Source organism: Mycobacterium neglectum (assembly GCF_002591975.1).
GTDB classification, from domain to species: Bacteria; Actinomycetota; Actinomycetes; order Mycobacteriales; family Mycobacteriaceae; genus Mycobacterium; species Mycobacterium neglectum.
The window spans coordinates 107881-121674 of record NZ_NVQE01000003.1 but is presented as its reverse complement, the minus strand read 5'-3'; the positions used below and the strand labels follow the sequence as shown (position 1 = coordinate 121674).

The 13794-nt window shown below is 66.0% G+C and carries 14 protein-coding genes; 7 read left to right on the top strand and 7 right to left on the bottom strand.

Annotated features, from left to right (window positions below; all coding sequences use genetic code 11):
• Nucleotides 1–91 precede the first annotated feature (91 nt).
• Both CSQ99_RS03790 and CSQ99_RS03785 read left to right on the top strand, forming a co-directional pair.
• The gene (locus CSQ99_RS03790) at nt 92–685 is read left to right on the top strand and encodes a hypothetical protein (protein WP_099037860.1); all 594 of its coding nucleotides are present in this window, start codon (nt 92–94) and stop codon (nt 683–685) included.
• On the top strand, nt 682–1371 hold the full coding sequence (locus tag CSQ99_RS03785) for a hypothetical protein (RefSeq protein WP_099037710.1): 690 nt from the start codon (nt 682–684) through the stop codon (nt 1369–1371). The genes CSQ99_RS03790 and CSQ99_RS03785 overlap by 4 nt, the downstream gene beginning before the upstream one ends.
• On the opposite strand, the gene CSQ99_RS03780 is transcribed toward CSQ99_RS03785, so the two are convergent.
• The 4 genes from CSQ99_RS03780 to CSQ99_RS03760 all read right to left on the bottom strand — a co-directional run bounded on the left by CSQ99_RS03780 (nt 1368) and on the right by CSQ99_RS03760 (nt 5980).
• On the bottom strand, nt 1368–1763 hold the full coding sequence (locus CSQ99_RS03780) for a CoA-binding protein (protein ID WP_099037709.1): 396 nt from the start codon (nt 1761–1763) through the stop codon (nt 1368–1370). The two genes, CSQ99_RS03785 and CSQ99_RS03780, sit on opposite strands and share 4 nt — an antisense overlap.
• A gap of 124 nt (nt 1764–1887) precedes the next feature.
• The gene (locus tag CSQ99_RS03770) at nt 1888–2598 is read right to left on the bottom strand and encodes an alpha/beta fold hydrolase (RefSeq protein ID WP_099037708.1); all 711 of its coding nucleotides are present in this window, start codon (nt 2596–2598) and stop codon (nt 1888–1890) included.
• 8 nt (nt 2599–2606) lie between these two features.
• Nucleotides 2607–3086 carry a helix-turn-helix domain-containing protein gene (locus tag CSQ99_RS03765; protein ID WP_099037707.1) on the bottom strand — a complete coding sequence of 160 codons (480 nt, stop codon included), beginning with the start codon at nt 3084–3086 and terminating at the stop codon, nt 2607–2609.
• Nucleotides 3083–5980 (bottom strand): MMPL family transporter, encoded by a 2898-nt coding sequence (locus CSQ99_RS03760; protein WP_099037859.1) that lies wholly within the window; start codon nt 5978–5980, stop codon nt 3083–3085. The genes CSQ99_RS03765 and CSQ99_RS03760 overlap by 4 nt, the downstream gene beginning before the upstream one ends.
• Nucleotides 5981–6343: 363 nt before the next feature.
• Here CSQ99_RS03760 and CSQ99_RS03755 point away from each other — a divergent pair, with 363 nt between their 5' ends.
• The 4 genes from CSQ99_RS03755 (at nt 6344) to CSQ99_RS03740 (ending at nt 9605) form a co-directional block, all read left to right on the top strand.
• Complete coding sequence (locus CSQ99_RS03755) at nt 6344–6922, top strand: hemophore (protein WP_099037706.1); 579 nt, start codon at nt 6344–6346, stop codon at nt 6920–6922.
• A gap of 172 nt (nt 6923–7094) precedes the next feature.
• Nucleotides 7095–7484, top strand: coding sequence for a heme-binding protein (locus CSQ99_RS03750; RefSeq protein WP_099037705.1), 390 nt, complete (start codon nt 7095–7097; stop codon nt 7482–7484).
• Between the two features lie 60 nt (nt 7485–7544).
• Nucleotides 7545–8213, top strand: coding sequence for a response regulator transcription factor (locus CSQ99_RS03745; protein WP_176560863.1), 669 nt, complete (start codon nt 7545–7547; stop codon nt 8211–8213).
• A gap of 45 nt (nt 8214–8258) precedes the next feature.
• Complete coding sequence (locus tag CSQ99_RS03740; protein ID WP_099037703.1) at nt 8259–9605, top strand: sensor histidine kinase; 1347 nt, start codon at nt 8259–8261, stop codon at nt 9603–9605.
• On the opposite strand, the gene CSQ99_RS03735 is transcribed toward CSQ99_RS03740, so the two are convergent.
• Both CSQ99_RS03735 and CSQ99_RS03730 read right to left on the bottom strand, forming a co-directional pair.
• Nucleotides 9561–9938 (bottom strand): DUF3054 domain-containing protein, encoded by a 378-nt coding sequence (locus CSQ99_RS03735; RefSeq protein ID WP_099037702.1) that lies wholly within the window; start codon nt 9936–9938, stop codon nt 9561–9563. The genes CSQ99_RS03740 and CSQ99_RS03735 overlap by 45 nt on opposite strands.
• A 57-nt stretch (nt 9939–9995) precedes the next feature.
• Complete coding sequence (locus CSQ99_RS03730; RefSeq protein ID WP_099037701.1) at nt 9996–11102, bottom strand: lysylphosphatidylglycerol synthase transmembrane domain-containing protein; 1107 nt, start codon at nt 11100–11102, stop codon at nt 9996–9998.
• 77 nt (nt 11103–11179) lie between these two features.
• Here CSQ99_RS03730 and CSQ99_RS03725 point away from each other — a divergent pair, with 77 nt between their 5' ends.
• On the top strand, nt 11180–12325 hold the full coding sequence (locus CSQ99_RS03725; protein ID WP_099037858.1) for an AI-2E family transporter: 1146 nt from the start codon (nt 11180–11182) through the stop codon (nt 12323–12325).
• Between the two features lie 34 nt (nt 12326–12359).
• On the opposite strand, the gene CSQ99_RS03720 is transcribed toward CSQ99_RS03725, so the two are convergent.
• Nucleotides 12360–13697 carry an NAD-dependent succinate-semialdehyde dehydrogenase gene (locus CSQ99_RS03720; protein ID WP_099037700.1) on the bottom strand — a complete coding sequence of 446 codons (1338 nt, stop codon included), beginning with the start codon at nt 13695–13697 and terminating at the stop codon, nt 12360–12362.
• Nucleotides 13698–13794 lie beyond the last annotated feature (97 nt).

Sequence of the window (13794 nt, the reverse complement as noted above, 5' to 3'; positions counted from 1 at the left end):
TCCGCCGCGCGTTGCTTCTACCGTCACCCCACCAGGGTGCCAGACAGGTCGCGGCAGCTGCGTGAGTGAGCCCCCCGGTACCCTCACGCGCATGCCCGATGACGAGTCAACGCCGGCCGACACCGATCACGGTTCCGACATTTCCGGCTATGGCATCGCCTCGGCGGTGGCCGGCGTGATAGCGATCGTCGCGGTCGTGCTCGCCGCGCTGATCTGGACGCAGCATCGCAGCGACGCCGATGAACTGCGCTACCGCACCGGTGCCATGCAGGCCGCCGCCGACTGGACCAGCGTGCTCATCAACATGAACAAAGACACCGTCGACGCCAGTCTGGCCCAGCTCCACGAGGGCACCGTCGGCCAGCTCAACGCGGACTTCGACGCCGCGGTGAGGCCGTATCGCGAGTTGGTCCAGAAGTTGCAGTCGCGCACGACGGGCCAGGTCGACTCGGTGGCGGTGGAATTCGTCCACCACGAACAGCCGGGCTCGGAGGGCCAGCGGCCGCCGTCGTCCTCCGATATTTCCCCGTTCGCCTCCCGCACCGACACCGTGCTGGTCGTGGCCACGTCGGTCAGCGAGAACGCAGGCAACGACAAGCCGCAGACGGTGCGCTGGACGCTGCGGCTCGACGTCTCCGATGTCGATGGCAAGCCGATGATCTCCCGGCTGGAGTCGATCCGATGAGGAACAGTTTGCGCATCCTGGCGTTCGACGTGGCGCCGCCGCTGGCCGCGATCGCCGCACTGGTGTACATCGGCATCGCGCTCGCTTGGCCGCTGTGGTGGGTGTCGGTGTTTTCGGTGCTTTGCCTGCTCATCGTCCAGGCCGTCGTCGTCAACGTCGTACTGGCCCGCAGGGACGGGGTGACCGTCGGCACCGACGACGACGGGCCACGGCTGCGACTGGCGGTGGCGGCGGCCGCGACCGCGACGCTGGCCGCAGCAGTGGTCGTCGGCTACCTGAACTGGTCGGTGCCCGACCGCACCCTGAACAACGACACGGCCGAAGTCATCGGCATCGCCACCAAGGTGTCAGAGGACTCGGCGACGTTCATCCCGGCGAGTCCTACCGCATCTATCGATCGCGTTGCCGAGTTGATGTCGCCGCAGAGCGCGGAGGAGTTCAAGAAGGAATTTGCCTCTGCGGCACAAGATTTGGCGAGCCGGAACATCACAGCTCAGGCCAGCACCATATCTGCGGGGGTCGAGGCGATCGGCCCGGCCGCCGCCAGCGTCGCGGTGGTCCTGCGCGGGACGCAGAACTCGCCAGGCAATCCACCGGACACTGCCGTGCTCGCGTTGCGGGTGCAACTGTCCAAGCAGGACGGTCGGTGGTTGGTCGACGACGTGTCGCCGATCCACTCGCGTTAGCCGAGCAGGCGGGCGTGGTCCACCTTCAGGCAGCGATCCATCACGACCTGCAGCCCGGCCGCGACACCATCGCGGGCGACGTCGTCATCGGCCAGACCCTGTTGCAGCCACAGCGTTTTCGCGCCGATCGCGATCGTGTCGTCCAGCACGGAGCGCAGCTGCTCGCGGCGACGGAATACGTCCACCATGTCGGGTACCACCGGCAGATCCGCGAGTGACGGGTAGACCACGTCGCCGCCGATCTCGCTGATCGTCGGGTTGACCAGGTACAGCTCGTAGTCGCTCGCGGACTTCAGGTACTGCCAGACGCCATGGCTCGGACGCATTGGGTCGGCCGAAACACCTACGATCGCCACACTTTTGGTCTCGCGGAGAATCCGTTCGATGTCCATTGTTACCGGGAGGCGACTAGTAGCTGAACGTGGTCGCGCCGTCGCCGATCCATTCCCAGAGTTGAACTGTCCCTCCGGGTTCGGCCCCTTCGACAAGGTTGTTTTTACTGCTCATGCGGCCCTCCTAGAATTGTGCGATATCAACCAGTAGGTCGACCAGTTCCTGCGGCCGACTCAACGCCAACAGGTGTCCACCCGGCATCACGTCCACCTCCAGGCCGAGCCGTTCGCGTACGACTCTGCGCTGAAATTCCAGTGGGAACAAGCGGTCGTCGTTGCCTGCGATAACACGTGTGGGCACATCCGGCCAATCGTTCAGCGGCCACGGTCCCTCGAAGGGGGTGGCGGACTGTTGCGGCTCGGGCTGGCGCAAGGCCTCATTGCGCACCGCCGTAGGTACGTCGTGGAAAAAGTCCTCGACTGGATCAAAGTCCTGGCGAGACAGACCTATTCGCGCAAAGTACGCAATCCGCGCTGCCCGCTGCCCGGTGTTCTCCCACCATTGCTCGCCGGGCTCGCCGGGCTCGCCGGCCGTCGGCACCATCGGGTTCACCAGCACGATGAGCGCAGTCGGCACTCGCGTCGCCACAATAGGCGCCGTGAAGGCACCCAGTGACTGGCCGACCAGCACGAGCGGCCCCGTGGCCGCCGATACCTCGGCCACCGACTCCACGACGATGTCGGCATAGCGCCCCAGATCGGCGGCGTCATCGCCCGCAGGCAATTCGATCGGGATTGCCGTGGCGCCGGTGGCCGCCAGCAGTGGCGTGACGCGGTGCCAGAACCATGCGCTGCCACCGGCTCCGGGGATCAGCGCAAAGGTGGTCGTCGGCAAAAGTCAGGTCACGGGTTGTCGCGGCGCGTCGAGCGCATCTTGGCGAACCGGTCGGAGAGCTTGCGCATGCGCACCATCAGAGATGCCGACGGACTGGTCTCACCGCTCAGATAGGCCGCGAATTCATTGTTCGGCACGCCGATACGCGACGCGAACTCCTGCTGTCCCAATCCGGACCTGTCGAGCATCGCGTGGATATGGCGCGCTACTTCGGCGCGCTCGTTGGCCTCCAGATGTTCGCGGGTGCGTCCGAGTACCTCGGCGAGCGCCTTCGAGACGCCGTACGGACGTGCTGTCTGCAGGACTTCCTCGACCTGGCGTGCCGTTCGTCCAAACGGGTCGCGCTTGATCGCCGCCACGATGCGCTGCCAGACGGTGAGATCGTCGGTCTCCAATGCGGCGCGAATCGCAGAGGTGGGCCAGAACTCGACGGGCCGATCGTCAGGCTGGCGGCGCGGGGTTTCCCGAACCTCGGGAGTCACCGTCACCTCGCCTCCTCCAGCATCGCCACCGCCACCGACAGGCAACGCTCCCTCACTTTGGCCCATTCGGCCTCCGCTTGCGGGCCCGACATGCGGGTGTCGTGCTCGTCTGACGGCTGGGGGTCAGCCAGTCGACGTACCAACTGGGTGGCCACCCACTGTTTCCTCGAACCCTGTCCAGAGTAGTACCGGTCCATCCCCGCCAGTACCTCTGCGGCGGTTCGAGTCTCCATCGCCTCGACCAAATCGGCAAACTCTGCGTAGTCCCTGGTGCTGTTTCGGCACATGATGAGGTAGCTCTGCAGCCGCAGCGTCTCGGCGCCGGTCGGGATCTGCAAGCGGTCGCCGGTCGGCAGTTGCACATTCGTGGTCTCCACCGGACTGCGCCGCTCCATCGGCGCCCGCTCGAAACCGGACGCCGCGCCAAGTGCCTCCAACGCCACCGACAGCCGGCCCCGCCACATCGTCACCGGATGCACCGGCAGTTCGGCGGTGAGCACCGCTTTGCCGCCTGCTCCGTTGCGGTGAGTGGCGTTGAGCAGGCCTGCGCTGCGCAGCTGATTGGCGGGCATGCAGCCGCTGAAAGCCAGCGGGTCGGCAACGGTAACAGCTTGGGGCGCAAGATTTTTCAGCTTCGCGGCGGACTTGACGACCATCCGCAGTTCCGACCCGGTTGGGCCGAGAGACGACAGGTCGTCGGGGATGAGGATGAGATCGGGAAGGTCGATCTTGGGCAGCGGCTTTTCGAAGTCGACCGACGGCAGAATACGGTCCAGCCAACGCGGCAGCCACCAGTTCCATTCGTCGAACATCGCCATCAGCGCGGGTACCAGCACCAGGCGCACCACCGTGGCGTCGACGGCGATGGCCACTGCGCACGCCACGCCGAGTTGCGCGACCAGCGGCATACCCGCGAATGCGAATCCGGTGAACACCGCGATCATGATCAGCGCGGCGCTGGTGATGGTGCGAGCGCTGGTGCTCACCCCGTATGCGACGGCGTCGCGGGTGTTACCGGTCTGCAGGAACCGCTCCCGAATGCGAGTCAGTAGGAAGATCTCGTAATCCATCGACAGGCCGAACGTCATCGCCAGTACCAGCGGCGGGATGGTGCTGTCCAGCGACGAGATCGGTTTGATGCCCAGCGGCTCCAGCCACCCCCATTGGAAGACGGCGACCAAGCTGCCGTAGGCGGCCGCGACCGACAGCACGGTCATCAAGACGCCCTTGAGCGCCAGGAATACCGAACGGATCGCGATCAGCAGCATCACGAACGCGATCAACGCGACGAACGCGAACACCAGTGGCTGTTTGGCCGAGACCTGATCGTCGAAGTCCTTGATCAGTGCGGTCGGTCCACCGACGTCGACGCGGACATCGCCGAGCCCCGGCGTCGAAGGCAGTTCGGCGCGCATCCAGTCGACCGTTTCGCGGGCACCCAGGTCCTCGGGGTCGACCGAAAGCACGGCGGACAGCAGGGCATGCCGGTAATCCTCGCCGAACACCGCCGGAGCCACCGACACCACGTTGGGGCCCTGGGCCATTCGCTGGCGCACCGCGTCCAGCAGGGGTTCCTTTGAGGGAGCCGACGCGGCATTGCCGTCGGGGAAGCTCACCAACACCCGCACCGGCCCGAGCGCGCCGGGCCCGAGCGCCTCGGCCGCGGCGTTCACCCCGCCGCGGATCTCGTGGGTCGGCTCGAACTGACGCTGCATGCTGTTGCCGAGCACCATCGAGAACGCGGGGGCAGCCAGTGCGAGCAGGAGCGCAGATGCCCCGAGCGCCGCGATCCACGGCCGTCGCATCACCGCGCCCGTCCAGCGTGTCCAGAACCGCGACTGCGTGGTTTCCGGACGCCGCGACCAGTGCAGATAGGACGAGCGCTTGGCTGCCGCCCTGCCGAACGTGCCCAGCACGGCAGGCGTCAGCGTCGTCGAGGTCAGCACCGCAACGGCGACCGCCAGAATCGCGCCGGTGGCCATCGAAACCAGGACCGGTGTGTGAATCAGGTAGATGCCGGTCACCGAGGCGATCACCGTGAGGCCGGAAAGTACGACCGCCAGACCGGAGGTGGCCATGGCGGCGTCGGCGGCCTGTTCGGGATCGCGGCCGGCGCGCAGTTCTTCGCGGAATCGCATGAGGATGAACAGTGAGTAGTCGATGGCCAGGGCGATACCGAACATCGACACCGTCGACGTCACGAACACCGACATGGTCGTGTACATCGACATCAGATAGACCAGACCCATGGTCACGACGACCGTGCAGATGCCGAGCACCAGCGGCATCGCCGCGGCCGCCAGTGATCCGAACACCGCAAGCAGGACGATCAGGACGATCGGCAGGTTCCATTGTTCGGCCTGAGCGATGTCGTGCTTGGTGGCCTGGGTGGCCGCCGCGCCGAGTGCGCCCTGGCCGATGACGTAGAGCTTGACCCTGCCGTTCTCGATCTCGCCGGGGTCCTCGCCGTTGATCCCGACCTTCTGGCGGAGTTGTTTGGCGACGTCGACCGCGCCGGTGTTGTTGAAGTCCAGTTGCAGCGTGACGACGTACGGGCGATCGGGCTGCGGCGCCGGCTGTTGCGGATTGGGCACGACCCGGACGCTGGGCACCTCGGCTGCGGCACGCTCCAGAGCGGCGACCGCGACGTTCATGTCGTCGTAGGACGCATCGGCGCGCGGCGCGGCCACCAACGCCAACGGTGAGGCACCCTGATCCGGGAAGTTCTGCTCGAGTTCACGCTGGACCCGCAGCGACTGCGAACCTTCGACCTCGAAACCACCGCCGGTGAGGTGACTGGATTGGTTCAACGCGAGATAGATCGACGGCACCAGGAGAAGCAGCCACACAGCGAACACCGCCCAGCGATATCTGCGCAGGGTGCCACTCAAGCGCATCATGAACTGCTGGATGGTGAACTCCCCGCTTTCTCCCCGGAGTCGCGCTGCCGTCGACATTCGGTCCGGCGTTGCTAGCGTGAGCGTACAACAGGATGTGCTATGGCGAGCACACGCGAGGATCCTGCCAGCAACGCCTTAAGCAGCTCTAATCCTCTTTTTCGGTACCCGGTCCAACCTGGTCGGCGGGTGTCGGTCTGCTGTCGTTGAGGTGTGTATCTGCTCGCTGAATTCGTAGGCCCCGCGGTGTCGATGGCAATATGGATGGTGGCCGTTCGGCCGGTTTTGCGGTCGGGGATCGATTGCCGCCTATTCGCGAGCGTTTTCGGTGCGCCGATGCATTCTCAAATCGTAAGGAGTGCGCCTATGAGATCCATCACTGCTGTGCCGCGCCGTGGCCTTTCGGCCACGTTCGCTGTCACCGTGGCTGGTGCCGCGGTCCTCGCCCTGACGGTGTCGTCATCGCCCGTCATGCCCTCAGCAACTGCGGCACCCGATCCATGCGCGGCCAGCGAAGTCGCTGCGACGATTGGGGCGGTAGCCACCTCAACGGCCGACTACCTCGACGAACATCCGCAGACCAATCAGGCGTTGACGGTCATCGCCAAGCAGCAGGGCGGCCCGCAGTCGCTGGCCGCCGTTAAGACGTACTTCGACGCGAACCCGCAAGCCGCCAAGGACATGCAGCAGCTACAGCAGCCGCTCGCATCTCTCTCCGCTCGGTGCAAACTGCCGCTGACACTGCCGCAGATGATGGGTCTGATGCAGGCCGCGCAGCAGGCGCAAGGAAGCCCGACCCTTCCGGCAAGTTTGCCAGGGGGCGTGCACAACGCGCCTACCGCGGGTTCGACCGGCGCAGTGTCGCCAACGCAGCCCGCGGCGGCATCGCCGGTTTCGCAGGGCACCGGGGCGCTTCCCGGCGCTGCGATCGCAGGCTTGCCCTAGCCCGGGCCAACCGCGCAGCCTTCGCAGGTAGGGGTATTGAGCTGCGTTTTCAGCCTTTCTCGCGACTCGTTGGCCCCAACACAAGAAAGTCCGCGCAGATTCTGATTAGCTCATGATGTCGGTAGCCGCCCATGGTTACGGCCTCTACCATTTCCGATGAAGGAGCTTGGCAATGATGCTCTCGGCCCATACTGCCCGACGTGCGGTAGCTGGCGCGGTGGGAACCGGCGCGATCGCTGGTGCGCTGTTCATCGGCGCCATGCCCTCGGCAATGGCGCAACCCGCACCGCCACCGCCACCGAACTGCACCGCCGCTGACCTGGCTGGTGTCGCTTCGGGTGTTTCGGCGGCGACATCTGCCTACCTCTTCACGCACCCGGACGTGAACTGGTTCTTCACCAATCTCGAGGGGACCCCGCGGGATGAGGTTCAGGCGCAGGTTGAGGATTACCTGAATCAGCATCCTCAGACCAAGGCGGATCTGCACGGAATTCGTCAGCCGCTGGTCGACATCAGGCACCGGTGCGGCGACCCCACCGACGACGGCATCGCGGACAGCTAGGCCTGCATTCGAGTGGAATTTGAGCCGTCCGGGGGCGAGGGCGGGGGCCGTACCGTGCTGATGGTCGATGACGACCCGGACGTCAGGACTTCAGTCGCGCGCGGTTTGCGGCATTCGGGGTTTGACGTTCGGGTGGCCGCGACCGGTAAAGAGGCCTTGCGGCTGTTGTCGAACGAATCGCACGATGCGCTGGTTCTCGATGTTCAGATGCCGGAACTCGACGGCGTGGCTGTCGTCACCGCGTTGCGTGCACTCGGCAACGAGATCCCGATTTGTGTGCTGTCCGCGCGGGATACCGTCAACGATCGCATCGCGGGGCTCGAAGCCGGCGCTGACGACTACTTGACCAAACCGTTCGACTTGGGCGAACTGGTCGCGCGCTTACACGCATTGCTGCGTCGGGCCGGCCATTCCGATCAACAATCGGACACGATGACCGTCGGTCCGCTGACCATCGACACCGCCCGGCGACTGGTGTTCGCCGGCGGCGAGCGGGTCAATCTGACCAAGCGTGAATTCGACCTACTCGCCGTGCTGGCGGAGAACGCCGGCGTGGTGCTGAGCCGGCAACGGCTTCTCGAATTGGTGTGGGGCTACGACTTCGACGTCGACACCAACGTGGCCGATGTCTTCATCTCCTATCTGCGGCGCAAGCTCGAACGCGAGGACCTGCCTCGGGTCATCCACACGGTGCGCGGGATCGGGTACGTCTTGCGCGACGAGCCGTGAGGCGAACCTGTGAGCCGAACATCGAGCTTTGACTAGCCTTACCGGGTGAGACTTCCGCGGCTGCTGAGATCCGCGTCGCTGCGTACCCGGGTGGCTGTGGCTTCGGCAGCCGCTGCGGCCGCCGTCGTTGCGGTGTTCACGATCGCGACATCGGTTGTGCTGGCCAATAACGATGCGGCGCAACTGGATCGCCGACTTGATTCGATCATCGACGCCAGCATGTATCCCGAGCAGCTGCGGGATCCCCGCCGTGGCGTGTTGACGACGGGCCGGTCGGAATCCAACGGTCAGGTCGTGTTCCAGCGAGGTTTCCAGTTGCCGGCGCTGCCGCCAGGCACTGAAACGGTGGAAGTCAACGGCGTCGAATATCGGGTGCGCACCCTCGCCGTCGACGAGAACGGCGGCGTCATCATGTCGATCGGAATTCGCGCTGACAGCATTCTGCTGAGCGCACGCAGGATTCCGCTGTACACCGCGGCAGGTCTGCTCACGGTGCTGATCGCCGCCCTGCTGGGGTGGATGCTCGCAGGCCCGGCCATTCGGCCGCTGCGCAGACTGACCGAACACACGAAGCAGCTACGCAAGGGCAGCGAGGAGATGCCGAAGGTGCGTGGTGTGCGTGAGGCCGAAGACCTCTCCGAGGCGATGTCGGCCATGCTGCGCCGACTGACCGCCGCGCAGCGGGCCACCACCAACTCGTTGCAGGCTGCCCAGGACTTCGCCGCCAACGCCGCCCACGAGTTGCGCACTCCTCTCACGGCAATGCGCGCCGATTTGGACACGTTGCGCATCCACGACCTGCCTGCCGAGGAGCGCGACGAGGTCGTGATGGACCTGTCCCGGGCCCAGCGACGGGTGGAGGCGATCATCACCGCGCTCGGGCAACTGGCGTCGGGTCAACTGGCGCAGGCCGAAGACCGTGAACCCATCGACATCACCGACATGCTCGACCGGGTGGCCCGGGAGAACATGCGGTTACACGGTGAGGTCGAGATCGCCGTGGAAGCCGACGATGACCTCGGCGTCATCTGGGGGTGGCCGAGCGGCCTGCGCCTGGCCGTCGACAACCTGGTGCGCAACGCGATCGCACATGGGCGGGCGACTCGCATCGTGCTGGAGGCACGACGGGTGGACGACTCGATCGTCATCGTCACGGACGACAACGGGCGCGGACTGCCGGTCGAGGAGCACAAGACGGTCCTTGGCAGGTTCTCCCGTGGCAGCACTGCGACGCCGGGCGGGTCCGGGCTCGGCCTCGCACTCGTCGTCCAACAGGCGGTGCTGCATCACGGCAGCATCGAACTGTCCAACGGCCCGCTTGGCGGGTTGCGCGCGACTTTGACCGTCTCAGCCTCGGGTGAGCAGAGCGGCTCCGGCGCGCCAGCCGAGTAGCAGCAGCGCGGTCGAAAGCGACGCCACGACAACGAAACTCGGCGCCACTCCGGCCGAGGTGAGCTTTCGCAGCAGCATTCCCACCACGATCGTGGCCAACCACACGGCCACCCCGGTCGGGACGAGCGCGGCCGGCCGCTGCCAGGCCCGGCTCAGCAACCAGCCGCCGATCGTACCGACCAGAAACGGCCACGCGGTCTCGGCGATACCGGATGCGGTCAACCCTTCGGCATGACTACGCCTGCCGATGGTGCAGAAGACGACGACGCAGAAGACGTCGGTCGCGAACGCGGTCAACGCCGGGCGGGTCTGCTCGTCGCTAACGATCGGCATAGGTCATCACATCCAGTTCCATTGGCATGACGTCGTTTTCGTCGCAGGCGATTGCCTCTACGGGTCTGTTTCGTGCCGGGCGTCGGACTCGGTGGCGTCGGGATCGATGTCAGGATCGACGTCGGGATCGACGTCGGCCTCGGTGCGGAACATGAAGAAGAACACCACCCAGCCGATCGCGGCGATGAAGATCCAGCTGACCATTCGGTAGATCAGCATGGCGGAAATCGCTGAGGCCAAGGTCATTCCGCTGGACACCAGCCCCGGCACCAGCACCGCCTCGACCACCAACAGCCCGCCGGGCATCAGCGGGATCGAAGCGACGGCGCGGGCGGCGACGTAGGCGACCACCACGCCGAGCAGCGACGGTTTTCCGCCCGCGGCGAAGCAGGCGAACAACAGCGTCGCCACCCCGGTGGCGAGCGTCATCATCGACCACACGAATGCGACGCCCAGCTGACGCCGAGTCAGGTTGACCGATTCGAGCTGGGCCAGCGTCTCGCGCCATTTGGCCAGGCCGTTGTCGGCCGGCTTGGCACGCAGATAGTTCACCCACCCCAGCACGCGGACACCGACGCCGTCGAGCAGGTCTGGACGGGACGCCACCGCCTGCGCCAGCAGGATGAGCATGATGAATCCGGCGAGGGTGAAGATCAGCGAGAACGGGTTGTGCTTGGCGCCAAGGAAGAACGCGCTGCCAAGCCCGAGCAGCGTCAGGCTGATGACCTGGAGCGCGCCCGACATGACCAGCTGCCACGATGCGATCACCGGGGTCGCGCCCCAGCTGCGCTGCTGGCGGTAAATGAACGTCGCCGACAGCACCGGCCCACCTGGCAACGTGGTGCTCAGCGAGTTGCCCGCATAGAACGCGGCCTGCGATCGCCACTGATGCACGGATACACCCGCCGAGCGCAGCAGCTTGCGCTGGATGTCACCGAAGAAGTGCATCGAGGCCATCGCCGAACCCACCGCCGCGAGCACCCACCACCAGTTCGCGGAGTACAGACTGCGCCACGCGTTGGCCAGCTGGTCGCGTACCAACGTCAGCTCGACGGACAGCACCACGACCGCGACGGCGATGATCGCCCATCGCAGCCACCAGTACTTGGCGCGCGCTGGGCGGTCCTGACCGCGGGCTTCGCGCGCCGGCGCGTCGTGCGACACGCCCTACAGGGTAAAGCGTGCGGCCACCGATTCCCCAGATACCCGATCTGGGCGGGGCGGGCCGTTACGCTGACGGCATGTCCGCCGGTCTTTCTGACGCTGACCAGGCGGTCAGCCCCCTGGTTCGCAAGGCCGCTGCGTGGTCGTGGCGCTTACTGGTCATCTTCGCCGCCGTTGTCGCGGTGCTCTGGGTGATCAAGCAGCTCGAGCTGATCGTCGTGCCGATCGCCCTGGCCACCATGGTGGCCGCACTGCTGCTTCCCGCGGTGGACTTCCTCGATCGCCTCGGCACTCCGCGTGGCCTCGCGGTCGCGTTGATGCTGCTGTCCGGCTTCGCGGTGGTCGGCGGCATCCTCACCTTCGTCGTCAGCCAGTTTGTCGAGGGGGTGCCCGCACTTGCCGAGCAGGTGGGCCAGAGCATCGAAGGTTTGGGAAACTGGCTGTCCAGCGGCCCGCTTCATGTCGGCGGCGACCAGATCAAACAGGCCCGCGAAACCGCCCTCGAAGCGCTGCGCGACAACCAGGAGCGGGTGACCAGCGGGGCCCTGGCGACCGCGGGCACCCTCACCGAGATCGTCACCGGCGCCCTGCTCGTGCTCTTCACGCTGATCTTCCTGCTGCACGGCGGACGCAACATCTTCGGCTTCGTCACGAAGGTCTTTCCCGAGAACGTGCAGCCACGCGTCCGCGACGCCGGCCGGGCAGGTTTCCGTTCGCTGATCGGCTATGTGCGCGCAACGTTCCTGGTGGCGCTCGTCGATGCGGTGGGTATCGGCACCGGCCTGGCCATCATGGGCATCCCGCTGGCACTTCCGCTGGCGTCGCTGGTATTCATGGGCGCGTTCATCCCGCTGGTCGGTGCGGTGGTCGCCGGATTCCTGGCGGTCATCGTCGCGCTGATCGCCAAAGGCTTGATCTATGCACTCATCACGCTCGGCCTGATCATCGCCGTCCAACAACTCGAGGGCCACGTGCTGCAGCCGCTGGTGATGGGGCGCGCGGTGTCGATCCATCCGCTGGCCGTCGTGCTGGCCATCGCAGCGGGTGGCATCACGGCAGGCATCGTCGGCGCACTTCTCGCCGTGCCCGCGGTGGCGTTCCTCAACAGCGCGGCGAGGGTGCTGCTCGCCAGAGATCCCGCGGCCGAGGAGGCCGCGCAGGCGGAAGGGGACGAAGCCGTCATCAATGCGGTCCCCGACGACATCGAGAAAAGTCCGGGCTGAGTCGACGGTCTAACGTGCCGTTGGCGCTGCTGACTCAGACGATGCGGATCAGCTTCTTGTTGACGAACTCGTCGATGCCGAAACGGCCGAGTTCACGCCCGAAGCCGGAGCGCTTCACGCCGCCGAACGGAAGCTCGGCCCCCTCGGCGCCGACGGCGTTGACGAACACCATGCCCGCATCGATCTTGTCGGCGACTCGCTTGGCCTGCTCGGCATCGGTGGTGAACACGTAGGACCCCAGACCGAACGGGGTGTCATTGGCGAGCTCGACGGCCTCATCCTCGGAGCCGACCCGGTAGACGGTGGCCACCGGGCCGAACAACTCCTCCTTGTATGAGTCCGAATCCGGTGAGACGTTGGTCAGCACGCCGGGCGGGAAGAACGCGCCCCGGCGCTCGCCCTCGGAAACCAGCGTCGCACCTTCGGCGACGGCGCGGTCGACCTGCTCGGCCAGCCGCTCTGCGGCGGCAAGCGACGACAACGGCGCCAGCCCCTCGGCCTTCTCCTTCACCTTCGCGGTGAACTTCGCCAGGAACTCGTCGTAGATGCTGTCGGCGACGATGAAGCGCTTGGCCGCATTGCACGCCTGCCCGGTGTTCTCGAACCGGCCGTCGATGGCGGCGCTGACCGTGGCGTCCAGATCGTCGGACGACAGCAGGATGAACGGATCTGACCCGCCCAGCTCCAACACCACCTTCTTCAGGTTGCGTCCGGCGATCTCGGCGACGGCCGCCCCCGCCCGCTCGGAACCGGTCAGCGACACCCCCTGTACCCGGGGGTCGGCGATCGCGTCGGCGATCTGTTCATTGGTGGCGTAGACGTTGACGTAGGCGCCCTGGGGGTAGCCGGCGTCGTCGAAGATCTGCTGCAGTGCTGCCGCCGATTCCGGGCACTGCGGCGCGTGCTTGAGCACGATGGTGTTTCCCAGCACCAGGTTCGGTCCGGCGAACCGAGCCACCTGGTAGTACGGGTAGTTCCACGGCATGATGCCCAGCAGCACACCGATCGAGCTGCGCCGGATCAGTGCGCTGCCGTCGCCTTCGAGCAGATCGATCGGCTCGTCGGCCAGGAACTTCTCGGCGTTGTCGGCGTAGAACTCGTAGATCGCGGCGCTGAACTCGACTTCGCCCTCGGACTGATCCAGCGGCTTGCCCATCTCGCGCTGGATGATCTTGGCCAGTTCGTCCTTGCGTTCGTTGTGCAGCGCGGCGACCTTGCGGATCAGCTCGGCGCGTTGGGCCACCGTCGTGGACTTCGACCACGTCCGGTGCGCCCCGGCGGCCGCCGAGAGCGCCGCATCGATCTGCTCGTCGGTCGCGGTCGGGTAATCCTTCACGACGTCACCGGTCGCCGGATCCACCACCGCGTACATGGGATTACTCAAGTGTCGTCAACTCCTCGTGTCGTCTAGAGCCAACCTATCGAAGGCGATCTCTTCCAGCACCGATTCGCCGATGCCCGGTTGACAT